Annotated in this window: 29 protein-coding genes; 17 read left to right on the plus strand and 12 right to left on the minus strand. The window is 49.3% G+C overall.

The genetic code is table 11. The features are described 5' to 3' along the window. Positions 1–552: 552 nt before the first annotated feature. Positions 553–2,058: a dipeptide/tripeptide permease DtpA gene (gene dtpA / locus D8682_RS03955; RefSeq protein WP_064546283.1), complete on the plus strand. Its 1,506-nt coding sequence runs from the start codon at positions 553–555 to the stop codon at positions 2,056–2,058. A 110-nt stretch (positions 2,059–2,168) separates the two neighbouring features. Then, on the plus strand, positions 2,169–2,771 hold the full coding sequence (gstA, locus tag D8682_RS03960; protein WP_121813578.1) for a glutathione transferase GstA: 603 nt from the start codon (positions 2,169–2,171) through the stop codon (positions 2,769–2,771). A gap of 42 nt (positions 2,772–2,813) precedes the next feature. On the opposite strand, the gene pdxY is transcribed toward gstA, so the two are convergent. The 5 genes from pdxY to anmK form a co-directional block, all read right to left on the minus strand. Beyond that, positions 2,814–3,674, minus strand: coding sequence for a pyridoxal kinase PdxY (gene pdxY, locus D8682_RS03965; RefSeq protein WP_121813579.1), 861 nt, complete (start codon positions 3,672–3,674; stop codon positions 2,814–2,816). A 101-nt stretch (positions 3,675–3,775) separates the two neighbouring features. Beyond that, positions 3,776–5,050 (minus strand): tyrosine--tRNA ligase, encoded by a 1,275-nt coding sequence (gene tyrS / locus D8682_RS03970; RefSeq protein ID WP_121813580.1) that lies wholly within the window; start codon positions 5,048–5,050, stop codon positions 3,776–3,778. Between the two features lie 142 nt (positions 5,051–5,192). Continuing rightward, positions 5,193–5,849, minus strand: a complete 657-nt coding sequence (gene pdxH, locus D8682_RS03975; protein ID WP_064546275.1) for a pyridoxamine 5'-phosphate oxidase — start codon at positions 5,847–5,849, stop codon at positions 5,193–5,195. Positions 5,850–5,906: 57 nt separating this feature from the next. Beyond that, positions 5,907–6,230 carry a C-type lysozyme inhibitor gene (mliC, locus tag D8682_RS03980; protein WP_064546273.1) on the minus strand — a complete coding sequence of 108 codons (324 nt, stop codon included), beginning with the start codon at positions 6,228–6,230 and terminating at the stop codon, positions 5,907–5,909. 111 nt (positions 6,231–6,341) lie between these two features. Next, entirely contained in the window at positions 6,342–7,466 is a 1,125-nt protein-coding gene (anmK, locus tag D8682_RS03985) for an anhydro-N-acetylmuramic acid kinase (RefSeq protein WP_064546271.1), read from the minus strand. Between the two features lie 287 nt (positions 7,467–7,753). Between anmK and slyB the strand changes: the two genes are divergently transcribed. Further along, complete coding sequence (slyB, locus tag D8682_RS03990) at positions 7,754–8,221, plus strand: outer membrane lipoprotein SlyB (protein ID WP_064546269.1); 468 nt, start codon at positions 7,754–7,756, stop codon at positions 8,219–8,221. A gap of 117 nt (positions 8,222–8,338) precedes the next feature. Here the strand turns inward: slyB and slyA are convergent, their stop codons facing one another. Then, the gene (slyA, locus tag D8682_RS03995; protein WP_064546267.1) at positions 8,339–8,779 is read right to left on the minus strand and encodes a transcriptional regulator SlyA; all 441 of its coding nucleotides are present in this window, start codon (positions 8,777–8,779) and stop codon (positions 8,339–8,341) included. A gap of 175 nt (positions 8,780–8,954) precedes the next feature. Between slyA and D8682_RS04000 the strand changes: the two genes are divergently transcribed. The 3 genes from D8682_RS04000 to D8682_RS04010 are packed head-to-tail and all read left to right on the plus strand — an operon-like array spanning position 8,955 to position 12,080. Continuing rightward, positions 8,955–9,191, plus strand: coding sequence for a DUF1656 domain-containing protein (locus D8682_RS04000; protein ID WP_074388562.1), 237 nt, complete (start codon positions 8,955–8,957; stop codon positions 9,189–9,191). Between the two features lie 8 nt (positions 9,192–9,199). Next, positions 9,200–10,051 (plus strand): HlyD family secretion protein, encoded by an 852-nt coding sequence (locus D8682_RS04005; RefSeq protein ID WP_064546265.1) that lies wholly within the window; start codon positions 9,200–9,202, stop codon positions 10,049–10,051. A 7-nt stretch (positions 10,052–10,058) separates the two neighbouring features. Beyond that, on the plus strand, positions 10,059–12,080 hold the full coding sequence (locus D8682_RS04010) for an FUSC family protein (protein ID WP_121813581.1): 2,022 nt from the start codon (positions 10,059–10,061) through the stop codon (positions 12,078–12,080). 2 nt (positions 12,081–12,082) lie between these two features. Here D8682_RS04010 and sodC read toward each other — a convergent pair whose 3' ends face one another. The 3 genes from sodC to D8682_RS04025 all read right to left on the minus strand — a co-directional run bounded on the left by sodC (position 12,083) and on the right by D8682_RS04025 (position 13,878). After that, positions 12,083–12,604 (minus strand): superoxide dismutase [Cu-Zn] SodC, encoded by a 522-nt coding sequence (sodC, locus tag D8682_RS04015; RefSeq protein WP_064546567.1) that lies wholly within the window; start codon positions 12,602–12,604, stop codon positions 12,083–12,085. Between the two features lie 80 nt (positions 12,605–12,684). After that, positions 12,685–13,581: an aldo/keto reductase family oxidoreductase gene (locus D8682_RS04020; protein ID WP_121813582.1), complete on the minus strand. Its 897-nt coding sequence runs from the start codon at positions 13,579–13,581 to the stop codon at positions 12,685–12,687. Between the two features lie 57 nt (positions 13,582–13,638). Further along, on the minus strand, positions 13,639–13,878 hold the full coding sequence (locus tag D8682_RS04025) for a DUF1289 domain-containing protein (protein ID WP_074388561.1): 240 nt from the start codon (positions 13,876–13,878) through the stop codon (positions 13,639–13,641). Positions 13,879–14,053: 175 nt separating this feature from the next. On the opposite strand from D8682_RS04025, the gene D8682_RS04030 reads away from it, so the two are divergent. The 6 genes from D8682_RS04030 (at position 14,054) to D8682_RS04055 (ending at position 18,595) form a co-directional block, all read left to right on the plus strand. Next, entirely contained in the window at positions 14,054–14,656 is a 603-nt protein-coding gene (locus D8682_RS04030; protein ID WP_064546259.1) for a phosphoethanolamine transferase domain-containing protein, read from the plus strand. Further along, positions 14,653–15,252 (plus strand): TetR/AcrR family transcriptional regulator, encoded by a 600-nt coding sequence (locus D8682_RS04035; protein WP_121813583.1) that lies wholly within the window; start codon positions 14,653–14,655, stop codon positions 15,250–15,252. Before D8682_RS04030 ends, D8682_RS04035 begins: the two co-directional genes overlap by 4 nt. Positions 15,253–15,307: 55 nt before the next feature. Beyond that, positions 15,308–16,405: an alkene reductase gene (locus tag D8682_RS04040; protein ID WP_064546254.1), complete on the plus strand. Its 1,098-nt coding sequence runs from the start codon at positions 15,308–15,310 to the stop codon at positions 16,403–16,405. Positions 16,406–16,612: 207 nt separating this feature from the next. Then, positions 16,613–17,020, plus strand: coding sequence for a lactoylglutathione lyase (gloA, locus tag D8682_RS04045; protein WP_064546252.1), 408 nt, complete (start codon positions 16,613–16,615; stop codon positions 17,018–17,020). A gap of 94 nt (positions 17,021–17,114) precedes the next feature. Then, positions 17,115–17,774 carry a ribonuclease T gene (gene rnt, locus D8682_RS04050; protein ID WP_121813584.1) on the plus strand — a complete coding sequence of 220 codons (660 nt, stop codon included), beginning with the start codon at positions 17,115–17,117 and terminating at the stop codon, positions 17,772–17,774. A 44-nt stretch (positions 17,775–17,818) separates the two neighbouring features. Next, positions 17,819–18,595, plus strand: a complete 777-nt coding sequence (locus D8682_RS04055; RefSeq protein ID WP_121813585.1) for a response regulator — start codon at positions 17,819–17,821, stop codon at positions 18,593–18,595. A gap of 105 nt (positions 18,596–18,700) precedes the next feature. Here D8682_RS04055 and D8682_RS04060 read toward each other — a convergent pair whose 3' ends face one another. Further along, positions 18,701–19,045, minus strand: a complete 345-nt coding sequence (locus D8682_RS04060) for a Grx4 family monothiol glutaredoxin (RefSeq protein WP_064511765.1) — start codon at positions 19,043–19,045, stop codon at positions 18,701–18,703. 362 nt (positions 19,046–19,407) lie between these two features. On the opposite strand from D8682_RS04060, the gene D8682_RS04065 reads away from it, so the two are divergent. Next, positions 19,408–20,262: a C40 family peptidase gene (locus tag D8682_RS04065; RefSeq protein ID WP_121813586.1), complete on the plus strand. Its 855-nt coding sequence runs from the start codon at positions 19,408–19,410 to the stop codon at positions 20,260–20,262. Between the two features lie 131 nt (positions 20,263–20,393). Beyond that, a complete protein-coding gene (gene sodB / locus D8682_RS04070; RefSeq protein WP_064546243.1) occupies positions 20,394–20,975 on the plus strand; it encodes a superoxide dismutase [Fe] in 582 nt (193 codons plus the stop codon). 53 nt (positions 20,976–21,028) lie between these two features. Here sodB and D8682_RS27410 read toward each other — a convergent pair whose 3' ends face one another. After that, a complete protein-coding gene (locus D8682_RS27410; RefSeq protein WP_202914370.1) occupies positions 21,029–21,121 on the minus strand; it encodes a YnhF family membrane protein in 93 nt (30 codons plus the stop codon). Positions 21,122–21,413: 292 nt separating this feature from the next. Here D8682_RS27410 and purR point away from each other — a divergent pair, with 292 nt between their 5' ends. After that, the gene (purR, locus tag D8682_RS04080) at positions 21,414–22,439 is read left to right on the plus strand and encodes an HTH-type transcriptional repressor PurR (protein WP_064546241.1); all 1,026 of its coding nucleotides are present in this window, start codon (positions 21,414–21,416) and stop codon (positions 22,437–22,439) included. A 38-nt stretch (positions 22,440–22,477) separates the two neighbouring features. On the opposite strand, the gene punR is transcribed toward purR, so the two are convergent. Next, the gene (gene punR, locus D8682_RS04085; protein ID WP_121813587.1) at positions 22,478–23,389 is read right to left on the minus strand and encodes a DNA-binding transcriptional activator PunR; all 912 of its coding nucleotides are present in this window, start codon (positions 23,387–23,389) and stop codon (positions 22,478–22,480) included. A 115-nt stretch (positions 23,390–23,504) separates the two neighbouring features. Here punR and punC point away from each other — a divergent pair, with 115 nt between their 5' ends. Together punC and cfa are read left to right on the plus strand one after the other, a co-directional pair. After that, positions 23,505–24,698 (plus strand): purine nucleoside transporter PunC, encoded by a 1,194-nt coding sequence (punC, locus tag D8682_RS04090; RefSeq protein ID WP_064546237.1) that lies wholly within the window; start codon positions 23,505–23,507, stop codon positions 24,696–24,698. 298 nt (positions 24,699–24,996) lie between these two features. Further along, positions 24,997–26,145: a cyclopropane fatty acyl phospholipid synthase gene (cfa, locus tag D8682_RS04100; protein WP_064546232.1), complete on the plus strand. Its 1,149-nt coding sequence runs from the start codon at positions 24,997–24,999 to the stop codon at positions 26,143–26,145. Positions 26,146–26,302: the final 157 nt, after the last annotated feature.

A 26,302-nucleotide genomic window follows, 5' to 3' on the forward strand; every position in this document is an offset into this window, starting at 1 on the left:
ACCAATAAATCCATTCATTTGTTCTGCGTATTGTTACCACTTCACTTACTTCATCTGGTGAATAATCACCCGACCAGGTTAATCGTTTTTTTACGATAAGAATTTTCCATAAATATGTGACGAATATCACACTGATAACTTGATGTTAAATTTTGGTCATCAAAATGAAATAAATAACCACGTAATACACAGTGATAACTCCAACCAGGCAGGACAATTACCTGTACAAATCTTTACACCTGGCCTATATCACTACACATTTACCAGTAGAGCAGAACATATAACTAAATTGCCGTTATTTTATCATTTTATGAGAGAATAAATTGGTAAAGCGCATTTTGATAAAATTTAACGCTGAATAACAATTTGGTTTGCGGAGCTTTATCTTGCACGGGATAAATGTAACAGATCATTACAAACCTCTTGCCTGAAGCCTCAGGATAGTGAACATTACCCGCCGTTTCCCCTTTCTTATAACTAAAAAAGCGAATGCACACTCGGCATAACGCTTAAAAAATTCCTGTTAAATTGGGATGTAAAAAAGAGGTATATGTGTCGACTGCAAACAAAGAACCAGCAGAAAGCATCAGTCTGAATGCTTTCAAACAACCTAAATCGTTCTACCTGATTTTCTCTATCGAATTATGGGAGCGTTTTGGCTACTACGGCCTCCAGGGCATCATGGCCGTTTATCTGGTCAAAATGCTTGGGATGTCCGAAGCTGACTCCATCACCCTGTTCTCTTCCTTCAGTGCACTGGTCTATGGCTTAGTAGCAATTGGTGGCTGGCTGGGCGATAAAGTTCTCGGCACCAAACGTGTCATTATGCTCGGTACTATCGTACTGGCTATCGGTTATGCGCTGGTGGCATTTTCCGGTCATGATGTGGCAGTGGTGTACATGGGTATGGCGACTATCGCTGTGGGTAACGGTCTGTTCAAGGCTAACCCGTCGGCCCTGCTTTCTACCTGTTATGCGAAGGATGACCCGCGTCTTGATGGTGCATTTACTATGTACTATATGTCCATCAACATTGGTTCGTTCTTCTCTATGCTTGCCACACCGTGGCTTGCTGCGAAGTACGGCTGGAGCGTTGCGTTTTCCCTCAGCTTCGTCGGTATGCTGATTACTCTTGTGAACTTCATGTTCTGTAAGAGATGGGTAAAAGACTACGGTTCCAAACCAGACTTTGAACCTGTTCACTTCGGTAAACTGATTGCCACTATCGCGGGCGTCATTGTGCTGGTAACCGCTGCAACCTGGCTGCTGCACAACCAGGGTATCGCACGTATGGTACTGGGCGTTGTGGCTCTGGGCATCGTGATTATCTTTGCTAAAGAAGCCTTTGCCATGCAGGGCGCTGCGCGTCGCAAGATGATTGTTGCGTTCATCCTGATGGTTGAAGCGATTGTGTTCTTCGTGCTGTACAGCCAAATGCCTACTTCTCTGAACTTCTTTGCTATTCGTAACGTAGAGCATGCGATTCTGGGTATTACGTTCGAACCGGAGCAGTTCCAGGCACTGAACCCATTCTGGATTATGATCGGCAGCCCGATTCTGGCCGCTATCTATAATAAAATGGGCGACCGTATGCCGATGCCGCATAAATTTGCCTTCGGTATGGTGCTGTGTTCCCTGGCCTTCCTGGTACTGCCTGTTGGCGCTAAGTTCGCATCTGACGCCGGTATCGTATCGGTTAGCTGGTTGATTCTGAGCTATGCGCTGCAGAGTATCGGTGAGCTGATGATTTCCGGCCTGGGCCTGGCAATGGTTGCACAACTGGTACCACAGCGTCTGATGGGCTTCATCATGGGTAGCTGGTTCCTGACTACCGCTGGTGCAGCAATCATTGCCGGTAAAGTGGCTAACCTGATGGCGGTTCCTGAGAACGTGACTGATCCGCTGCAATCTCTGGCTGTTTACGGTCACGTGTTCATGCAGATCGGTATCGCTACTGCTGTTATCGCTGTTCTGATGATGATCATTGCACCAAAACTGAACCGTATGACCTTCAGTGATGAAAAAACTGAAACCTCTACGGAAACAGCTACCGCGTAATGTAGCGGGAAACATAAAATTTTAAGCCGTTAGCTTCATGCTTAACGGCTTTTTTTTTGCCGGTAAGCGCACTAACATAAGGTATCTTAGCGCCCAATAGGAGTTCAGTAATGAAACTGTATTATAAAGCTGGTGCCTGTTCCCTCTCCCCTCATATTATTCTGCGTGAAACGGGTATTGATTTCTCTCTGGTTAAGGTCGATTTAGCGGCGAAGAAAACCGAAGCAGGTGATGACTATCTTGAAGTCAATGCGAAGGGGCAAGTCCCTGCGTTGCTGCTGGATGACGGTTCACTGCTAACTGAAGGCGTGGCGATTGTTCAGTATTTGGCGGATAAGGTACCTGACCGCCAACTACTCGCTCCGGCAGGCAGCATGACGCGTTACCACACTCTCGAATGGCTGAACTACATCGCGACCGAGTTGCACAAGGGCTTCTCCCCGTTGTTCAACCCAGCAACGCCTGACGAATACAAAACCATTGCGCGTGCCGCACTGGAGAAGAAATTCAAATACGTTGACGAAGAGCTGAATGATAAACAGTGGCTGATGGGCCTGCGCTTTAGCGTGGCAGATGCGTATTTGTTTACCGTGCTGCGCTGGGCGAATGCGGTGAAACTGAATCTGGAAGGGCTGAGCAACATCGAAGCGTTTATGGAGCGTATGAAAGCGCGTCCGGCAGTGGCTGCTGCATTAACAGCTGAAGGGATTTAATTAATACGGCGGATAGGCGCAAGCTTCATCCGCCATTTTTTATTACAGTTTCACTGCAGTGAAATAATGCTCTGGATTTGCAATACCTTCTTGCGCTGCCACCAGTTGCAGTTCGTACTCTTCCATTTTCTTGGTTACTACCATGATGTCGTATACCGCGGCGGTAACATGCTCCAGCGCTTCGCGTAACGTGGCACCATGCAGCAGATTCACCAATAACAGTCCACTCGTCACATCACCCACTCCGACTGGCTGACGGTCGCCAAAGTCGACCAATGGGCGGTGAATATGCCAGGCTTCATCTGCCGTCACCAACAACATTTCAAAGCGGTCATGCTGGAACGCAGCACGCGCCAGGTGTTTCACCAACACAATTTCTGGCCCCTGGGCAATCAGCTCTCTCGCAGCACTGACCGCTTCTTCAACGGTGTTTACCGTATGACCGCAGAGAATCTCAAGCTCAATTAAGTTTGGGGCAATAATGTCGCTGGCTGGCATGGCATAACGAGTATGGAATTCGGCAACACCAGGTGCAACGATACAGCCCTTTTCTGGATGCCCCATTACCGGGTCACAGAAGTACTTCGCTTGCGGATTAGCTTCTTTAACTTTACGAACAATAGAAAGAATGTGCTCGCCCTGTTCGGCAGAGCCAAGATAACCACTCAGTACTGCATCACAACGCTTTAACTGCCCAATATCTGCAATCCCCTGCACAATCTCGCTGAGGTGGCTGGCTGGCATCACGCTGCCTGTCCATTTACCGTATTGGGTATGGTTTGAGAATTGGACTGTGTTCAGCGACCATACGTTGGCGCCCAGACGGCGCATCGGGAATTCGGCAGCACTGTTACCTGCATGACCGAAAACGACATGAGACTGGATGGCAAGGATATTTTTCATTTCTCTACTCGGAGGCAACGATTTTTTTAGGGGTTGCGAAATGACAACGGGTGGCAAAAATAAAGGGCGTGGTTTCCCACGCCCTTTAAGTTTATTCTCAATTACTTCCAGCAAACGAGGCAGTAATTTTTCTTACCCCGGCGCAACAAGGTGTAGCGATTGAAAAGAATATCGCTATCAGCAAAGGTATATTCCGGGTCAGACTGCTTCTCGCCATTAATGGTGATCGCGTTCTGTGCAATGGTTTTACGTGCCTGGCCGCGTGACGGTTGCAGTTCAGAATCAACCAACGCCTGTTGCAGGTCAGCACCACGATCCATTTCCACCATCGGTACGCCGTCTTGTGCCAGTTGCTCAAGGTCAGCTTCGGTCAAATCGCTCAAGTTGCCGTTGAACAGGCTGCTGGTGATACGTTTTGCTGCTTCCAGGCCTTCTTCGCCGTGAACCAGACGAGTCACTTGCTCGGCAAGCACGTATTGCGCACGCGGAGCGGTACCGCTGTTTTTGTCTTCTTCTTCCAGTGCGTCAATTTCTTCGAGGCTCATGAAAGTGAAGAACTTCAGGAAGCGATACACATCGGAGTCTGCGGTGTTAATCCAGAACTGGTAGAACTTGTACGGGCTGGTTTTCTTCGGATCAAGCCATACTGCGCCACCTTCAGTTTTACCGAATTTGGTACCGTCAGATTTGGTGATCAACGGAACGGTAAGACCGAACGCTTGTTGCTGGTGCAAACGGCGAGTCAAGTCGATACCAGAGGTGATATTGCCCCACTGATCAGAACCGCCAATTTGCAGCACCACGCCGTGCAGTTTGTTCAGGCACGCGAAGTCATAACCTTGTAACAGGTTGTAGGAAAATTCGGTGAAAGAGATACCAACATCATCACGGTTCAGGCGCTGCTTCACCGCTTCTTTGTTAATCATCTGGTTAACAGAGAAGTGCTTACCGATATCACGCAGGAAGGTCAGAACGTTCATTCCGCCAAACCAGTCGTAGTTGTTAGCCGCGATAGCTGAGTTTTCACCGCAGTTGAAATCGAGGAAAGGTGCAACCTGACGGCGGATTTTTTCCACCCACTCTTGCACTGTGTCTTCGGTATTCAGTTTACGCTCTGAGGCTTTGAAGCTAGGGTCACCAATCAAACCTGTCGCACCACCCACCAGCGCAACCGGTTTGTGGCCCGCTTCCTGGAAGCGTTTCAGGCACAGCAGTGGAACCAGATGGCCCAAATGCAAGCTGTCAGCGGTAGGATCAAAGCCGCAATACAGAGCAATTGGCCCTTGCGCCAGTCGCTGTGCTAACGCTTCTTCATCCGTTACCTGGGCGACTAAGCCCCGCTCTTGCAATTGTTTTATCAAATTGATGCTCGCCATCAAATTCTCCATCTATATACGACTGCACCTTGGCCGGTACACGGCTTTCCGCCTGTTGGCGAAAGGAGTTAATTTCTTAGGGGACATAGGATAAAGCGCCAACAGCAGGAGTGCCAGCGCTTAAAACAACAATTTCCCTATGTTATGGCGCCAAACGGTCTATTTTCCAGGAACTGCCTTCGCGCTGGTATAAAAAACGATCGTGTAGACGATGTTCGCCGCCCTGCCAGAATTCCATTTGTTCAATTGTTACGCGATAGCCACCCCAGAAACTGGGTAATGGAATGTCGCCTTGCTGGAATTTCTGTTTCAGCTCGAGGAATTTACTTTCCAGAATACCTCGTGCGGAAATTCGGCTGGACTGTTTGGAAACCCAGGCACCAATTTGGCTATCGCGCGGGCGACTGTGGAAATATTTCATCACTTCGAGGGTAGATAAACGCTCCGCAGTGCCTTGCACCATCACCTGGCGATCAAGCATATGCCAGGGGAAATGCAGGCTAATACGCGGATTATTTTCCAAATGATGCGCTTTGCGCGAACCAAGGTTGGTGTAAAACACCAGCCCGCGTTCATCATAGTGTTTGAGCAAAACGATGCGCTGATATGGCTGACCGCTCTCATCGACAGTAGCCACCACCATGGCGGTAGGATCAGCAAGTTTTGCCTCGCAAGCTTGAGCTAACCAGCGCTCAAACAAGGCTAACGGTTGTTCAGTAAGATCATTGCGGCGCAAACCACCTTTTGTGTATTCGCGGCGCAGATGCGCAATTTGTTGCAAAGAGTCGTTATCAGACATGGCGTTACGTCAGGCTATCGTAAGGTGGAGCTATTGTGCGCTCCACCCTTAGAAATCTCAACGCTTGGGATTTTGTAATTGGCAATTATCTAACACAACAGTGTCTTTCCGATAAACCGTGGCGGTATCGCCTTTCGACCAGAACACGTAAACCCCATCAGTATAACGAACACCCGATGCCGATAATCCCTGAGTCAGGGACAAGTATTCATTGTCGTAAACGAAATTCACCATGCTTTTCTGGTTATTCAATTTAACGGTGAGGGGTTTATCATCGCACTGATACTGCAAAGTATCGGTCTGCATACGCTCAACAAAAGTGTTGTAGTAGCTACATCCGGCAAGCATGAAGGGGATGGTGGCAATAAGTAGTTTTTTCATCTGCATATCCTGAAGTTCTTATTATTTCTTATAAAGGGGGAGCATAACTTCCCCCATTCACTTCAGTTTAGAGATTTAGTGCTTAAGTTAATTTCAGTTAACTCTGATTTTTCAGGGAATATTGTACAGTGGGTTGGCAGGAAAAATTGCCCCTATCACGCTAGCAGCCGATGCTCCCGTTACCGAAGGTAAATTGCCCGGTAATCCAGATAACGTTCGATAGGCAAGCCAGGCGAAAGCCAGCGCTTCCATGTCATCGCCACTGATTCCTGCTTCGTCAGTTGTCGTGACTTCGATTCCTGGCAGCAGCCCTGCCAAACGAGCCATCAATAAAGGATTGCGACTTCCCCCACCGCACACCATCAAGCGCTCACAACCACCGCTCAACAATACTTGTTCTGAAATCGTTACTGCAGTCAGTTCGGTCAGCGTTGCCTGGACATCTTCTCCGGCAAGCCCAGGGAATGCTGCGAGCTGCCGCTCAAGCCATCCATAATTGAAATACTCGCGCCCGGTACTTTTTGGTGCTGGCATCGCAAAGTAAGGATCACTCAACATTTGCTGCAGTAAGGGGATAATCACCTTGCCGCTGATCGCCCATTGCGCATCTTTATCATAGGCTTTCCCGCGCTGACGCCAGATCCAGGCATCAATCAGCATATTTCCCGGCCCGGTATCGAAACCGCGCACTGGTTGTTCAGGAATCAACAAAGAGAGATTAGCGATACCACCAATATTGAGCACCATGCGATGTTCAGTGGGATGCCCAAGTAAAGCCTGATGGAAGGCAGGGACTAGTGGAGCGCCCTGCCCACCCAGAGCCATATCACGGCGGCGGAAATCACCGACAACGGTGACTCCGGTACGGGCAACAATTTGGTTGTTATCGCCAATTTGCATAGTGTGCGCCGCTTCACCTTGTGGCTCATGCCATACAGTTTGCCCATGGCAGCCAATAGCGGTGATATCCGTATACGTCAGGCCTTGTTCGGTCATCAGAGTTTGTACTGCCTCAGCGAACAATTTACCCAGTCGATTATCGAGCTGACCGAGTTGAGAAAGAGTTAATTGCTGGCCCTGGCAGATTGCCAGAATGGCATTTTTAATATCCAAAGGAATGGGATGGCTGTAACTCGCTTGCTGAGCAACAAGATGTTCATCAATCGCAGCAAGAACGACATCAATACCGTCCAGGCTGGTGCCTGACATCACGCCGATATAACGCCCTGATTTCATCTGTTACTCCTGAAAACTCGCCAAATTGTGGGATTAAGTGCCCCATAAACTAACATTCAACACAGTGATTGATTAATAGTTTTTAACCACGTTGCGTCACAAAATGATATTGAAAGCGCTGTTATACCTCAACAATGGCAAATGGTTTAAGCCCGGTTAAAACTCACTTATCTAGAATCAATGCGACCATGTGGCTGAACTAATATTAAATTCGGCACCTAAATACCATATAATTAGGCCCGATGGATGCTCGGTTGGGCGTTTTAAGATGATCAGGAGAGTCACAAATGATTTCACGTATACTGGCGGTCTCGTTAGTAGGTTTAACTTTGGCTGGTTGCGCTAACACCAGTACGCTTTCAGGCGATGTGTATAGCGCCTCAGATGCTAAGCAAGTTCAAAGCGTAACTTACGGCACATTGGTCTCCACTCGCCCGGTACAAATCCAGGCTGGCAATGATTCAAATGTGATGGGCGCGATTGGTGGTGCAGTTCTGGGTGGTTTCCTAGGTAATACTGTCGGCGGCGGTTCGGGCCGTTCACTGGCTACAGCTGCAGGTGCTGTGGCAGGTGGCGTAGCGGGTCAGAGCGTCCAGAGCGCCATCAACAAAACTGATGGTGTTGAGCTGGAAATCCGTAAAGATGATGGCAATACTATTCTGGTCGTGCAAAAACAAGGTAAGACCCAGTTTGCTGCTGGTCAACGTGTAAGAATCGCCAGCAACGGCAGCCAAACGACTGTATCACCAAATTAATAATGAAGAGGTGGCTTGCTTGCAGGTCGCCCTACTTTATTGCGGTGGAACAAAGTTTGTAGCGCGAAGTTTGCTAAAGAGTAAGCCTCACCGAGAGATGAGGCTTACTGAGAGAAATTACTCTTTAGTCTGAAGATGAACGATGTTTTGTTCCAGTCGATTAATCAGATCAAGAAGTAGCGCTTGCTCGTCGGAACTGATCCCCAACAAAATCTCATTGCGCGTTTTTTTAATCACCGTTTCCATCTCATTGATGATTGGCTCAGCGCGTTCAGTAAGCTTAATACGTTTTGCCCTGCGGTCATTCGCGCAGGTTTGACGTGAAATAAGCCCTTTCTCTTCAAGCTGGTCGAGCGTTCTGACCAATGAGGGTTGTTCGATACCAATCGCTTTCGCCAACTGAATCTGTGACTGCTCGGGCGGCAACTGATGAATATTGTGCAGCGTAACCCAATGCGTCTGTGTCAACTCCAGAGGTTTTAGACGATGGTCAATCAGAGCACGCCAAATGCGCACTAACCTTGCCAGATCTGATCCTAGTGGCGATTCCAATTTCATCTCCTTATAATTAGCTTGCTAACTTATTATACTGATTTTAAACTATTGTGCAGGCATTCATTGAAAAATTAAATTCCTTACTTTTGCTGATGTTAAGCAACCAGCTATACTTTTAGTTTACAACTAAGTCAGGGGAAACGGCAGTCATCCCCAGTAATTTAAAGGATTATCTGACGTGATATTCAGTTTTATAACATCAGGCTTACCTCTTCAGGACTTGGTTGTCGGGGCTTCCATCTACTTTCCCCCTCTTTTCAAAGCCGTTATCCTTGGCTTTTTTATCTGGCTCATTCTGCATCATTTGCTGCGTGACTGGATGTATTCCGGCGATATCTGGCATCCGACATTAATGGATTTGTCGTTATTTTCGCTGTCCGTTAGCGCAGGACTTGTCATTTTAGTGATGTGGTAAGCAATAACATGAAAACAATAAAGTACTTCTCCACGCTGCTGATTTTCGCTGTCGCCATTATTGTTGGCTGGATGTTGTGGAATTATTACATGCAATCCCCGTGGACGCGAGATGGGAAAGTGCGTGCCGAACAAGTCAGCATCACCCCTCAGGTGTCGGGAACCATTACTCAGTTGAATGTCGAAGATAACCAGTTCGTTAAAGCGGGCACCGTGCTGTTCACTATTGACCCCACGCCTTATCACATTGCCCAACTCAATGCACAAGCGCAGCTAGCCCAAACTCAGTCTGAACTGGCGAAAGCCAGCAATGAAGCATTACGCCGCAGAAATTTACCGCGTAATTATATTTCTGCTGAAGATATGGATACGGCGAATATCAATGTCAAAGCCGAACAAGCCGCAGTTAAAGCTGCCGAAGCCACACTTGAGCACGCGAAATGGCAACTGACTCAAACAACCGTCAGCGCGCCAGTTGATGGTTGGGTCACCAATCTCTCGACCCGTACCGGTAACTATGCCACTGTGGGTCAACCGGTCTTTGCGCTTATCGACAGCCACTCTTTTTACGTGGTCGGTTACTTTGAAGAAACCAAGCTGCGCCATATCCAACCCGGTGACACTACGCAGATTGTGCTGTACAGCGGCCATGTCCCGCTAAGCGGCAAAGTGCAAAGTATCGGCCGCGCTATCTACGATCAAAGCGTGGAAAGCGACAGCAATTTAGTTCCAGATATCAAACCCAATGTGCCGTGGGTGCGCCTCGCCCAGCGCGTTCCGGTGCGCATCAAATTAGATAGAATTCCCGAAGGCGTTACGCTGGTTTCCGGCACCACCTGCACAGTTACCATAAAGCATTAATCGGCTGATGAAACTCTCCGCCCTGCAATGGCAAAACACCCCGTGGGGAAAGGCGAATGCCGGGCAATGGCGTTATGCGCTGCGTAACGCTATTGCGATGTGTCTCGCATTAACTATTGCCTATTATCTCGATCTGGACGAACCGTACTGGGCGATGACTTCAGCGGCGGTGGTCAGTTTTCCCACCGTAGGCGGTGTAGTCAGTAAAAGTTTGGGGCGTGTTGCCGGCAGCCTGATTGGTGCGACGGCTTCGCTAATCATCGCGGGGAATACGCTGAACGACCCCTGGCTGTTTACCTTCGCAATGGCGTCCTGGCTGGCGCTGTGTACGTGGAGTTCAAGTCATTTCCAGAATAACGTTGCCTATGCGTTTATGCTGGCAGGTTACACCGCCGCAATCATCGCTTTCCCTATGGTGAATACCGTCGATACCACGCAACTTTGGGATATCACTCAAGCGCGTGTTTGCGAAGTGATCGTCGGGATTTTGAGTGGGGCATTTATGATGATGGTGCTACCCAGCACATCGGATGGCACCACCCTGCTGACAGCTCTGCGGAATATGCACGCCCGGCTGTTAGAACACGCATCTATGCTGTGGAAACCAGAAACCACCGATGCCATCCGCACCGCGCATGAAGGTGTAATTGGGCAAATTCTGACCATGAATTTACTCAGGATTCAGGCATTCTGGAGCCATTATCGTTTCCGCCGCCAGAACAATTTGCTTAACTACCTCATTCATCAGCAATTGCGCCTGACCAGTGTGATCTCCAGCCTGCGCCGGATGTTGATGAACTGGCCAAACCCACCTGAAAATTTGTGGCCAGTTCTCGAAGCTTTAATCAAAGAGTTGGCGCGGGAAGAAGTTCATAAGTACACCATTGCACGACTGCTTGCGCAGATCGCCCCCAGTACTGAAGATGATTATCGGCATCAGGCATTCTGGCATCGCCTGCGCTACTTTTGCTGGCTCTATCTCAACAGCAGTCGCTGGTTACGCGAGCTGGAAAATGCCACGCCGGTCGCTGAATTAAGCCCGCCAAAAACACCGCCACTGGCTCGTCATACCGACAATACCGAAGCGGTCTGGAGTGCTTTGCGCACGTTTTGTGTGATCACCGTTACTGGTGCCTGGTGTATCAGCACCCAATGGGACGCCGGGAGTGGTGCGTTATCACTGGCGGCCATTAGTTGTGTGCTCTACTCGTCAGTACCATCGCCGTTGAATTCGCTGACCCTGCTAATGCGCACCTTATTGTGGCTTTCGGTGTTCAGCTTCCTGGTCAAATTTGGCCTGATGGTGCAAATCACCGATCTGTGGCAATTCCTTGTTTTCTTACTGCCGCTGTTGGCAACCATGCAGTTACTGAAGCTACAGCAACCCAAGCTAGCTGGATTGTGGGGACAACTGATAGTTTTCATGGGGTCGTTTATTGCCGTCACCAATCCGCCAGTCTATGACTTCGCTGATTTTCTGAATGACAACCTGGCAAAAGTGATTGGCGTGGGGCTGTCGTGGGTTGCGTTTTCGGTGCTGCGCCCCGGTTCTGATACGCGCAAAGGCCGCCGCCATATTCGTGCATTGCGCCGTGGCTTCGTGGACCAACTTAGCCGTAAACCGCAACATTCTGAGAATCAGTTTGAGTCATTGGTTTATCACCACATCAGCCAGCTCAGTAGCAGTAAAGATGACGTGGCACGCCGCTGGCTACTGCGTTGGGGTGTGGTGTTGCTAAATTGTTCGCATGTTGTCTGGCAATTACGCGGATGGGAAACTCGCTCGGACCCGCTTTCTCAGGTACGTGATGTGTGCATTCATACTTTGCGTGACGTGATGAGCGAGCGTGGGGTTCAACAACGTTCTTTAGCCACCTCGTTGCAGGAATTGCAGCGGATGTCGGAAACACTCTCGCATCATCATAATCCGGCAGCGCGCGAACTGGCGGGGATCATCTGGCGGCTTTACTGCTCTCTTTCACAGCTAGAACAAGCGCCACCTGCCGGAACGCTGGCAGGCAGCCACTGAGTTTATTGAATTACACCGCAGGCGTAACGCGCACCACCACCACCTAGCGGTTTAGGTTGATCGGACATATTATCGCCGTCAACATGAACCATCAGCGCCTTACCTTTGACTTCATCAAGGGTTTTCATGCGCGGTGCCGTGACTGGTTCAGTTGCGCTGCCATCATTATCGACCACCAACACCGGTAAATCACCCAAGTGTCCAACCCCCATCGGCCCCATATGCTTACCGGTTTTGTCAGGATCAAGGTGACCACCAGCGGCCTCAGCAGCCGAAGGTTTACCGTTTTTCATTCCGGGGTCACAACTGCCATTGGCGTGAACGTGAAAACCATGTTCACCAGGAGGAAGAGTTCGAAGATCGGGCGCGAAAACCAGCCCTTTATCGGTTTCGGTTATTTTCACCGTGCCAAGAGAATGGTCAATTCCCTTTGACGTGACGAGATTCATTTGCACTTCAGTGCTGGCAGCCTGAACAGCAGCACAGCTAAATAGCGTAAGAAAAGCCAGACTAATTCGCTTCATAATATCTCCCGGATTGACTTTCAGCCTGTTAAGCATAGGCCATACCAGTCGAATGCTCCGGGAGATCGCTATTTTTGTGGTTATGGCACGTCGTAACCCAGCGCAGCTTTACGAATGCGGAACCACTGTTGGCGGTTCATATCGAGGCTTAAAGAGTGAATCGCTGAACGTACGCGCTCAATCTTACCGGAGCCGATAATTGGCAACGGCTTCGCGGGTAAACGCATCACCCAGGCATAAACCACTTGTTCGATAGTTTCCGCCCCCAGTTCATCTCCCACAGCACGCAGCTCATCACGCAACGGTTGGAAAGTTTCATCATTAAACAAGCTCCCGCCGCCCAGGCATGACCACGCCATAGGATGGATGCGCAGTTGCTGGCATTGATCCAGCGTGCCATCAAGAATCGTTGGCTGATGCACTGGGGAAATCTCTACCTGGTTAGTCGCCAGCGTAAACGGCAGACGTGATTGCAGCAGACTAAATTGCGCAGGAGTGAAGTTAGAGACACCAAAATGGCGCACTTTGCCGCTCTGATGCAGCGAGGTAAACGCCTCAGCCACTTCGTCAGCATCCATAAGCGGATCCGGGCGGTGAATTAACAGCAAATCGAGGTAGTCGGTAGCCAGTTTTTGCAGTGAAGAGTCGGCACTGCTGATGATGTGTGATTTGTCAGTAATGTAGTGTCCCAGTGCATGGCCTGGATTTGCGGTGGTGGCAATCCCGCACTTGGTGACAATTTCCATTTTCTGCCGTAGGTGTGGCACCAGGCGCATCGCATCGCCAAAGGCAGCTTCGCACTGATAACCACCGTAAATATCGGCGTGATCGGCTGTAGTGATTCCCAGGTCGACATGTTCTTCGATAAAACTGGCCAGCTGGCGAGCGGACATGTTCCATTCCATCAAACGCCAATAGCCCATAACAAGCCGAGAAAACTCAGGTCCCTGCGGGGAAATCGTAGTGCGCTGTACCATAAAGCCTATCCTCAGTAAGAAACGAATTCTGCGAGTGAGTATAGCGAGATCAGCGAATTAAAAAAGTGAGGGTTGCTGCGGTTCTTCGGGGGGAGTGGACTTGCTTGCGCGTAATTTGCGTATCAATCTCTGGCGGCATAAGCGCAGTACTTCCTGCTTTTGCCCATCGCTCATTTGCTGCCACTGAAAACGCTCATCGCGGCTACGCATACAACCACGGCAAAAGCCGCGCTCATCCGACTGGCAGATCCCGCGACATGGGCTTTGTATCGGGAAAAACTCTAGCTGTTCAGACACCCTCACCCCCGTAATCTTGTGTTATTTCAATTGAAGCCCTTCATCCAAAATGTTGCAAGCGCGGCGGTGAATATTCTCAACACGTATCCCGAATAGCGGACGATGACCGTTTTGCTTAAATTAAGGTTCACCTAATCTTCATTCTTTAGTCTGTGCCCATTACTTATGAGCACTTATGGCTGTCATGGAAACCCTGAAAAAGTTACAGTGTAACGATTCAAAGTTTAATCTCTACTGCGCGTTCTTCTTCACCATAATCAATTTCTTGTTGATCAAACGCAGCTGGGAAATTATTGAACCAAATTCGTTCCACAGCTGGATTTTCGCCATTTCGGTGCCAGTGGTTTTATTTAGCGCCTGGTTGATAATCTTTAGCCTGATTAACCTGCCGTGGTTGCGTAAACCATTACTGGTGATTTTGGTGCCTGGCTGCGCGGCCTGTAACTATTTTATGTTCACCTGTGGCGCAGTTATCGACAAAAACATGATGACCAACGTCGTGACTTTGGTTACACCGCAATTACTGATGTGGACTGGGCTCACCGGTATTGTATGCGCAGTGTTTTTGGCCACGATTAAAATCAAACCTTCGCGTTGGTGGTACACCCTGCTATCGCGCACCGTTGGCGTACTGGCGGGTCTGCTAATCATTATTCTGGTGGCTTCCGTATTTTATAAAGACTACGCCTCGCTGTTCCGTAACCACAAAAATATCGTAAAAATTCTGCCACCTGATACTTGCATTAGACCGACTGGTCTATTACAGTTCTTTCCATGAACAGACATCCCGCACATGACACTCGTGAACATCTTCTTGCTACCGGCGAGCAGCTTTGTCTGCAACGTGGGTTTACTGGCATGGGATTAAGCGAACTGTTAAGCACCGCCGAAGTACCGAAAGGTTCCTTCTATCACTACTTTCGCTCAAAAGAGGCGTTTGGCGTGGCGATGCTGGAGAGGTATTACACCGCTTATAACCTGCGATTGCAGCAGCATTTTTCGCAAGACAGCGGGAATTACCGTGAGAAATTAATCGCCTGGTATCAGGAAACTGTCACCTGGTTTTCGCAACATGGCAGCCTGATCAGTTGTTTGACGGTTAAACTTTCGGCTGAAGTGTGTGACCTTTCAGAAGATATGCGCACAGCCTTAAATAAAGGTTCGGCGCAAATCGTTTCCCAGATTGCAGATGCACTGGAGAAGGGGCATGCCGAATCAAGCCTTAAATTAACCGACTCGGCGTTAAGCCAGGCACAAGTGATTTATGCCCTGTGGCTGGGAGCCAGCTTACAGGCGAAAATTTCACGTAGCGCGATACCGCTGGAATGCGCCCTCGCCCACGTTAGCCAATTATTAGCGGAGCCTGTCTCCTGACAGGCTTTTTTATTTACTCAATTACTAGACGACCGGTCTATTCAAAGGATAACCCATGTCAGCAGATAAATTATTTACCCCACTGAAAGTCGGTGCCATTACCACACCAAACCGCATTTTTATGGCGCCATTAACTCGTCTTCGCAGCATTGTGCCTGGCGATATCCCAACCCCATTGATGGGCGAATATTATCGCCAGCGCGCAAGCTCCGGCCTTATCATCAGTGAAGCCACGCAAATTTCTGCGCAAGCTAAAGGTTATGAAGGCGCACCCGGTCTGCACAGCGATGAGCAAATCGCTGCGTGGAAGAAAATCACCGCCGGTGTTCATGCGGCAAAAGGTCGCATTGCGGTACAACTCTGGCACACCGGCCGTATCTCTCACTCCAGCATTCAGCCAGGCCAGCAAGCGCCTGTCGCGCCATCGGCAATTTCTGCCGGTACGCGCACCTCACTGCGTGATGAAAATGGCCACGCCATTCGCGTCGACACCTCTTTGCCACGTGCGCTTGAGCTGAATGAAATCCCGGGCATCGTCAATGATTTCCGTCAGGCGGTAGGTAACGCCCGTGATGCCGGTTTTGACATGGTCGAACTGCACTCCGCGCACGGTTATTTGCTGCACCAGTTCCTGTCACCGACCTCCAACCATCGTACGGACGAATATGGCGGTAGCCGCGAAAACCGTGCGCGTCTGGTACTGGAAGTGGTCGATGCCGTGAGCAAAGAATGGAGTGCCGACCGAATTGGTATCCGCGTCTCGCCAATCGGTTCATTCCAGAACGTGGATAACGGCCCGGATGAAGAAGCCGATGCGTTGTATCTGATTGAAGAATTGAACAAGCGCGGCATCGCTTATCTGCACATGTCAGAGCCTGACTGGGCTGGCGGCAAACCGTATAGCGAAGAGTTCCGCCTGAAAGTGCGTGAACGTTTCAACGGCGTGATCATCGGCGCGGGCGCTTATACCCCAGAGAAAGCGGAGTCGTTAATCGAGAAAGGTTTAATCGACGCTGTCGCTTTTGGCCGCGATTACATCGCCAATCCGGATTTGGTCGAACGCCTGCATCACAATGCCGAACTCAACGCCCAACGTCCTGAAACCTTCTATGGCGGCGGTGCTGAAGGTTATACCGATTACCCAACTTTATAAGACCTGTCGATTGATAGCGGCGTGAATTCGCCGCTATACTTACCCTCACATTTAGAAATTAACCCTTTAATTTTACCCAAATAATTCTAGTTGTGGCCAGGCGGCAAGCTCAGGAATCCCCGGGAGCTTACTTGAGTAAATGACTGGGGTGAGTGAGTGCAGCCAACACCGTCACAACTTGAAGAATGAAGGGGAAAAGAGGAATTTATGCGCTTACTTCATACCATGCTGCGCGTTGGCGATCTGCAACGCTCTATCAATTTTTACACCAACGTACTGGGCATGACCCTGCTGCGTACCAGTGAAAACCCAGAATATAAATACTCTTTGGCGTTTGTTGGCTACGGCCCGGAAACCGAAGAAGCCGTTATCGAACTGACTTATAACTGGGGTACCGAGAGCTACGATCTGGGCAACGCCTACGGCCATATCGCATTGAGCGTTGATAATGCCGCCGAAGCTTGCGAGCGTATTCGCAACAACGGTGGCAATGTAACCCGTGAAGCTGGCCCGGTAAAAGGCGGCTCCACCGTTATCGCTTTCGTTGAAGATCCAGACGGCTACAAAATCGAGCTCATCGAGAGCAAAGATGCGGGTAAAGGCCTGGGTAACTAATACTCAACTAACGGGCGGTAAACCTGCCCGTTAGCTTCCCTTCTTAAAATTTGCCATAATGCGCGCTGCTTTTTCCCCGTATTAAGAGATCCTGATGTCTGACAACACGCAACTGCAAGGCCTGTGTGACCGCTTTCGTGGTTTTTATCCGGTAGTCATTGACGTTGAAACCGCTGGGTTTAACGCGAAAACCGATGCTTTACTGGAAGTCGCTGCCATCACCTTGAAGATGGATCAGGACGGCTGGTTAATGCCTGATGAAACCCTGCATTTCCATGTCGAACCTTTCGAAGGCGCTATCCTTCAGCCTGAAGCGCTGGCCTTCAATGGTATTGACCCGCACAACCCGTTGCGTGGTGCCGTCAGTGAATATGACGCGCTACATGCGATTTTTAAGATGGTGCGCAAAGGCATCAAAGACAGCGGGTGTAACCGTGCAATTATGGTGGCGCACAATGCCACCTTTGATCACAGCTTTATGATGGCCGCGGCAGAACGCGCGTCATTAAAACGTAACCCTTTTCATCCGTTTGTCACCTTTGATACCGCCGCACTGAGCGGACTGGCATTAGGCCAAACGGTGCTGGCGAAAGCGTGTATTGCTGCTGGTATGCCGTTTGATAGCAGCCAGGCGCACTCTGCACTTTATGATACCGAGCAAACCGCGCAGCTATTTTGCGAGATAGTGAATCGCTGGAAGCGTTTAGGTGGCTGGCCGCTGCCGTTGCCAGAACAGCCGAATTCTGAAGCCTAAGGTGTTTGGTTCTTTATTTGCACGAACCATGAGGGTAACTGGTTATGGAAATCAACAAATTTGCTGAATCTGCTAAAGGATTCACCAAAAGCCCTTTGGGCATAATTGCTCTATTTATAGTGCTGGTTTATGGTTTTGCCTCATTAGTCGTGGGCTTGGGCAACAATCTTTCGGACCATATAGTTCCTTTAATCTATTTTATGGTTTTCTTCCCTATATTAGTATTTCTGGGTTTTTTATGGTTGGTTGCAAAACACCATAATAAGCTTTATGGCCCTTCCGACTTCAAAGACGAAGACAACTTCCTGAAAGCGCAAATGATGACAATTGCCTCTTTGGCAGCAGCCACAGCCAAAAACCCTGGAGATAATGCGGCATTAGAAGATTCACAGTTCAAAAAGATCATTAATGCTGTATCAACCTCATCAATGCTCGCAACTACTGCAAAATCCAAGCACAGAATCTTATGGGTAGACGACCGTCCAGATAATAATATTTATGAGCGGAAAGCTTTTGAAGCCCAAGGGATTGAATTTACACTGGCACTTTCCACTCAAGAGGCTTTGGGACTTATTGCTGAAAATAACTTTGATGCGATAATTTCCGATATGGGCAGAAAGGAAGGACCACGGGAAGGGTATGTGTTACTTGACAAGCTTCGAGCTGCAAACAACAGAACACCATTCATAATCTATGCAGCATCAAATCTTCCAGAGCATAAAGAAGAAGCATATATTCGGGGAGCAAACGGCTCAACAAACCGCGTAGCAGAACTTTTCGAATTGGTCATGGCGGCTCTAACGAATACGGCACGGTCTTAAAAAGATCACCGCCAGTAAAGTAAAATGGTTCATCACGCTACACGTGATGAACCATTAAAAACAATAAGCGAAGACATTTCAGCCTTCACTTATCCCAGCAGCAAATTACTCTGCGTCTGGCTCTTCAGATTTATGCTTAGCAGCAGATTCTTTAATCAGCGCCTGCAATTCACCACGTTGATACATCTCAATGATGATGTCGCAACCGCCAACCAGCTCGCCATCAACCCACAATTGCGGGAAAGTCGGCCAGTTGGCATATTTTGGCAACTCAGCACGGATGTCCGGGTTCTGCAAAATATCAACGTAGGCGAAACGCTCACCACAGGCAGACAGCGCCTGCACAGCCTGGGCTGAGAAACCACAGCTAGGCAGTTTCGGGGAACCTTTCATATAAAGAAGGATTGGGTTTTCAGTAATCTGTTGTTGGATTTTTTCAATAGTGCTCATTGCTTGCTTCCTCAAACCTGGTCTCGGCAGTAGCCTGCCATTGTAGCGATCGATACCCTCTCCAGAAAACACCAATTTTTGCAGGGTTTCTGTGTACTACGCGATGGAGGGATAACATGTCTCAAGAATAACACTTTTCCGGTAGCTGCAAATCAGGAATTAACCCTATCCCTGATCAATAAATCACCTTATGACCTTAAGTTTGATGATTTTTTTTGCGACTGGTTACGAAACAGCACGACGATAGGTAAAAGGTTGTTAACTTTATCTCACTTAATAGATTAGAATCGGCGGGTTTCGCAAAATCATACACGGGCATGATGGTAATTATCATGCATTCATTTTAACCAGGGGATTGTCGAGTGGCGCGGATAACAAAAATTTCTATCACGCTCTGTGCTCTGCTATTTACCTTGCCGTATACACCATTGACGCAGGCGTCTGAGCACGCTCGTCCCGTGGCGGCGCATAAAGCGCACGTTGTGAAAAGCACAACCAAGAGCACAGAAAAGAGCAGTAAGAGTAAAGATAAAACCACTACCGCCAGCAAGAAAACCAACACCACCTCCAAAACAGCCAGCAAGAAAAAAGAAACCACTGCCTCAACGAGTAAAACCGCTAAAAACTCCAGCAGTGCTAAAACAAAAAATCTTGCCAGTAAAGACCGCAAAAAATCCTCTCAGCTCGCGAAAGTCCAGCCTGTTGCTCTCACCGAAAAATGCAGTAAACCTCGTAAAGGTTATAAAACGCATTGCGTGAAAGTCAAAGCAGAGCAACCAACGACGATTGCCGCTGCGCATAAAGTCCGGGTGCAAAAAGCACAGAAAACGGCGATGAACAAATTGATGGGCCAGATTGGCAAACCGTATCGCTGGGGTGGGACTTCACCGCGTACCGGTTTCGATTGCAGCGGTCTGGTTTATTACGCCTATAAAGATTTGGTGAAGTTCCGTATTCCACGCACTGCTAACGAAATGTATCACCTGCGTGATGCCTCTTCGGTGGATCGTGGTGAGCTGGAAACAGGTGACCTGGTATTCTTCCGTACACAAGGTCGCGGCACTGCGGATCACGTAGGCGTGTATGTAGGCAACGGTAAGTTCATTCAGTCTCCACGTTCGGGCAGGGATATCCAAATCACTTCCTTGAGCGAAGATTACTGGCAACGCCACTATGTTGGCGCTAAACGTGTCATGACCTCCAAAACCATTCGTTAAAAATTCGTCGAAAATCTGCGCCTGCCCTTCATTGGGCAGGCGTGTTCCTCTTTTGCTTACCCTTTCAATTTGTTACCCTAAACCCGCACTAAAAGTGTTGTCTAGATGTAAACAATAATAAGGAGTTAGCAATGTCGTTCGAACTACCTGCACTACCGTATGCAAAAGATGCTTTAGCACCGCATATCTCCGCCGAAACCCTGGAATACCATTACGGTAAACACCATCAAACCTATGTCACTAACCTGAATAATCTGGTTAAAGGCAGCGCGTTTGAGGGTAAAACCCTCGAAGAGATCGTTCGTACTTCCGAAGGTGGCGTATTTAACAACGCCGCTCAGGTCTGGAACCACACTTTCTACTGGAACTGCCTGGCACCAAATGCTGGCGGCGAGCCAACTGGCGAACTGCTGGAAGCCATCAATAAATCTTTTGGTAGCTTCGCTGAGTTCAAGCAGCAATTTACTGATGCTGCTATCAAGAACTTCGGTGCTGGCTGGACATGGCTGGTTAAACAGGAAGATGGCGCATTAGCGATTGTTTCTACCTCTAACGCTGGCACCCCACTGACGACTGCAGCTAAACCGCTGTTGACTGTGGATGTGTGGGAACATGCGTACTACATCGACTACCGCAATGCTCGTGCTGGCTACCTTGAGCATTTCTGGGCGCTGGTGAACTGGGCGTTTGTTGCGAAGAATTTAGCAGCTTAATGCAAAAGTAAATGGGCCGCGATTTGCGGCCCATCTTGATCAAAGCGTAAAAATCAGTGCAGTACGGCAGTTAGTGCGCCGAAAACAATCAAAGCCAAAACAATTACCGTCGTCGTGATTGAAAATTTCAAATCGGTGCTCATCATTAAACTCCTTTTATATCCATACAATCGATGTGTCAGGGTGATTTTCCCACAACCAGAGATAAAAATCCTCCAGGTTTTAATCTGATATCAATTTTCCCTCTTCCACTTTTCGCCTGGATAGGCCAAAATCCCTCGCTAATTTGTTGCGTATCGTCAATTCAATGCCCTCCTCCCGTTTTATGTCGCAATCCCGGCATACCTGCAACCATCATGTTGCCTGTGGAGTCAGCGTACGCAAACGTTTAACATAATAGCAATCAAGGGTTTACGATATAGCCCGGAGTGAATTTTAATGGCGACAATCAAGGACGTGGCGAAGCGCGCAAACGTTTCCACTACAACCGTATCACATGTGATTAACAAAACCCGTTTTGTGGCGGAAGAAACGCGCAATGCGGTGTGGGCAGCAATTAAAGAATTGCACTACTCGCCAAGCGCCGTAGCACGAAGCCTGAAAGTTAATCACACCAAAACGATTGGTCTGCTTGCCACTTCCAGTGAAGCACCCTATTTCGCCGAGATAATCGAAGCGGTGGAAAATAGCTGCTTTGAAAAAGGCTACACCCTGATTTTGGGCAACGCGCACAACAACTTTGAAAAGCAGCGCGCTTACTTATCGATGATGGCACAAAAGCGTGTCGATGGCCTGTTAGTGATGTGCTCTGAATATCCTGAATCATTGCTCACCATGCTTGAAGAGTACCGTCACATCCCTATGGTGGTGATGGACTGGGGCGAGGCTCGTGCCGATTTCACCGACTCCGTGGTCGATAACGCTTTCCACGGCGGTTATCTTGCTGGACGTTATTTGATTGAACGCGGCCACCGCGAAATTGGCGCCATTCCCGGGCAAATGGAACGTAACACCGGTGGCGGCCGCCATGCAGGCTTTATGAAAGCACTGGAAGAAGCGGGAATTTCCATTCCGGAAAACTGGATTGTTCAGGGAGACTTTGAACCTGAATCAGGTTACCGCGCCATGCAGCAGATCATCGGCCAGTCTCATCGCCCAACAGCGGTATTCTGTGGCGGCGACATTATGGCGATGGGTGCTATTTGCGCTGCTGATGAAATGGGGCTGCGCGTACCGCAGGATATTTCCGTTATCGGTTACGACAACGTACGCAACGCGCGTTACTTCTCACCGGCATTGACCACCATCCACCAGCCGAAAGATTCGCTAGGGGAAACGGCGTTTAATATGCTGCTGGATAGAATCGTCAACAAACGCGAAGAGTCGCAGTCGATTGAGGTTCACCCGCGTCTGATTGAACGCCGCTCTGTGGCTGATGGCCCGTTTCGCGATTATCGCCGCTAAGTGTGTGTCGGATGTCGCGCAAGCGACATCCAGCAGACTTACAGCGGCTCCTGTAGCCACTCCTGATTCATCGTGTCACTATCGCCTAAGTAATCCAACAGCCAGGCCAACGCTGGCGATGCATCGTTTTGCTGCCATGTCAGGCAACATGCCGCGTCAGGGAATGGATTATCCAGCGTTAATTCGCGCCATTTCCCTGAAGCAACCCACGGTTTGGCAATATGTAACGGCACCATGCCGATACACAACCCCGCGCTCAAGCAATCCGAACCGGACGCCCAATCAGGCACTACCACGCGGCGCTGGTTATCTAACAGCCAGGTAATTCGTTTTGGTAATGAACGCGAAGTATCTTCCAGAACTAGCGATGGCCAGGCACGCAGGTCATCATCGCTTAACGTCCCATCGCACTGTGCCAGTGGGTGCGAGGAAGCCACCACGCAACGCCAGCTCAACGTTCCCATATCACGGAAGGCATAACGCCCCCCAACCGGAATCGCCTGAGTCGCGCCAATCGCCACTTCTACGCGTCCATCCGCCAGCGCATCCCACACGCCGTTGAACACTTCCTGAAAGATACGTAATTCGATATCAGGAAAATGGCGATAGAAATCCAGCACCAGTTGCCGCGTTCGCTCCGGTTTTACAATGTTATCAACTGCAATCGCCAGGTGACCACGCCATCCATTGGCGATCTGTTGGCACTGTTGCCGTGTCGTCATCATTTTTTTGATAACAGAGCGGCCTTCTTTGAGAAAAAAGACGCCAGCAGGGGTTAATTCAACATCCCGATGACGACGTTCGAATAGCGGAACGGCTAACCAATCTTCGAGTTGCCGCACCGTATAACTAATGGCAGACGGAACGCGGTGCAACTCTTGTGCTGCACCGCTGAAGCTGCCATTGCGCGCTACCGCATCGATGACTTCCAGCGAGTATTCTGACCACATTTCTTTGCTCACAAATTTTTTGAACGCAACCTACAAATATTAGCGTTTCACAAGCGTAATTGCACTCCGTACACTCTCGCGGCGATTAACCTGCAAGATAAAACAAGAGAAAATTATGCAACCATCAAAAGGATTTCTTATCTGGCTGGCCGGATTAAGTGTGCTGGGGTTCCTCGCCACAGACATGTATCTGCCTGCTTTCGCTGCCATTCAGCAAGATTTACAGACCGACGCCTCTGCCGTCAGTGCCAGCCTGAGTCTGTTCCTTGCCGGCTTTGCGTTTGCCCAGTTGATGTGGGGTCCATTGTCAGACCACTTCGGTCGTAAACCGGTATTACTGGCGGGTTTAAGCCTGTTCGCCATCGGTTGTATCGGCATGCTGTGGGTTGAAAGCGCCACCGCGCTACTGGTACTGCGTTTTGTTCAGGCGGTTGGCGTCTGTTCTGCGGCCGTCAGTTGGCAAGCTTTGGTGACCGATTACTATCCGGCGAATCGCGCTAACCGTATTTTCGCCACCATTATGCCACTGGTTGGCTTGTCTCCGGCGTTGGCACCGCTGCTCGGTAGCTGGATTTTGACTCACTTTGACTGGCAGGCGATTTTCGCTACCCTGTTTGCCATCACGCTGGTGCTGATGATCCCGACTTTACGTCTGAAACCCCGCACTCAGCACCATCCGCAAACCGAAGATAATAAAGTCAGCTTTACCTCTTTGCTGCGCTCACGCGTGTACAGCGGGAACGTATTGATTTATGCCGCCTGCTCCGCCAGCTTCTTTGCCTGGCTGACCGGTTCGCCATTCATTCTTAACGATATGGGTTACAGCCCGGCGGTTATTGGACTGAGTTATGTGCCGCAAACCATCGCCTTCTTGATTGGCGGCTACGGCTGCCGTAGCGCGCTGCAAAAATGGCAAGGCAAGCAAATGTTGCCATGGTTACTTGCACTCTACACCCTGAGCATTTTCGGTACCTGGGGTGTGGCGGTCAGCGGCCATGCCAGCCTCACGCTGCTATTGATTCCATTCTGCGTGATGGCGATTGCTAATGGTGCGATTTACCCGATCGTCGTTGCTTCAGCCTTGTTGCCATTCCCGCAGGCCACCGGTAAAGCAGCTGCATTGCAAAATACGCTGCAATTAGGTTTGTGCTTCCTGGCAAGTTTGATGGTGTCATGGTTGGTCGCAACCCCGTTGTTGACCACCACCAGCGTCATGCTGGTGACCATCGTCTTAGCCATGTTGGGCTACTTGCTGCAACGCCGTAGTCATGTCAAAGTCTGGCAACCTGCTGAATCCGATGCACATTAATGTATCGTTTGCGTGACAGTAATGTAGTTAGCTTGCTAACAATATTTCATTGAATCACCGCCTGGGCGAGCCTATACTTATTTACGGCTTGACCGTCAGCACAATAATAATGACGTTTTGACGGGAGCCTTTGTGCTCCCGTTTGTTGTTTTAGAAGCTTTTTTTGTGGGCTCTCGCCCCCCTTTCTCTGTTCTACGTCGGATATCAGGCTCGCGGTATTTTCCGTGACATTTCTCACATGCCCAAAATAGCGTCTACGCTGTTTTAAGGTTCCTCTCACAATGGTGATGGAGAAGCTATGAGTTCATCGTGTATAGAAGAAGTCAGCATAAGAAATAACCCGTGGTATCGAATCGTGAGCGAAATGCTCACGCAGGCTGGCGTGGAAATTAACGGCCCGCGCCCTTTCGATATCCAGGTTAAGCATCCCGATTTTTTTAAGCGCGTGCTGCAAGAAGGCACCCTCGGGCTGGGTGAAAGCTATATGGACGGCTGGTGGGACTGCGAACGGCTGGATATATTTTTCAATAACACCATCCGTGCCGGACTTGAGAATCAACTCCCCCGCCATTTAAAAGACACCCTGCGCATTGCTGCAGCCCGAATATTAAATCTGCAATCCAAAAAACGCGCCTGGATTGTCGGTAAAGAACATTATGATCTTGGCAACGACTTATTTAGCCGGATGCTCGATGAACATATGCAATATTCCTGCGGCTACTGGAAATCAGCCACTACCCTTAGCGATGCGCAGAATGCCAAACTGAAAATGATCTGCGATAAGTTGCATCTTGAGCCAGGTATGACGCTGCTGGATATCGGCTGCGGCTGGGGTGGGCTTGCGGAATATGCCGCACGGCATTATGGGGTCGTGGTTCATGGCGTGACCATTTCTGCCGAGCAGCAGAAAATGGCTCAGGAACGTTGTCTCGGGCTGGACGTGACTATCTTGCTGCAAGATTATCGCGATTTAGAAATGCAGTTTGACCGCATTGTTTCAGTTGGCATGTTTGAACACGTCGGGCCGAAAAACTATGCCACCTATTTCAATGTGGTTGACCGCAACCTGAAACCAGAGGGTATTTTCCTGCTGCACACTATTGGTTCGAATAAAACCGATAACTGCGTTGACCCGTGGATAGACAAATACATTTTCCCGAACGGTTGCCTGCCGTCCGTGCGCCAGATTGCCGATGCCAATGAAGGCCATTTCGTGATGGAAGACTGGCATAACTTTGGTGCCGACTACGATAAAACGTTAATGGCATGGCACGAGCGTTTCCAGAATACCTGGCCGGAATTTGCCAGTAACTATTCAGAACGATTCAAACGGATGTTTAGTTATTACCTTAATGCGTGTGCCGGAGCCTTCCGCGCCCGCGATATTCAACTGTGGCAAATCGTCTTTAGCCGCGGCATCGAACACGGCTTACGCGTCCCGCACTGATTTAATACCCCGGCTAGTCCGGGGTTTAGCATTTTCTTAACAAATCGTGAACTTCTTCACGTTTCCAGCTCTCCTTTCCTCACGAGTTTGATCTCGCTAACACTTATCTCTTTATTCAATGGAAACCGGTTTCCCTGTTGTTTCACAATCAATCCAC

Origin of the sequence: Buttiauxella sp. 3AFRM03, from assembly GCF_003675305.1 — a bacterium.
Lineage (GTDB): Bacteria > Pseudomonadota > Gammaproteobacteria > Enterobacterales > Enterobacteriaceae > Buttiauxella > Buttiauxella ferragutiae.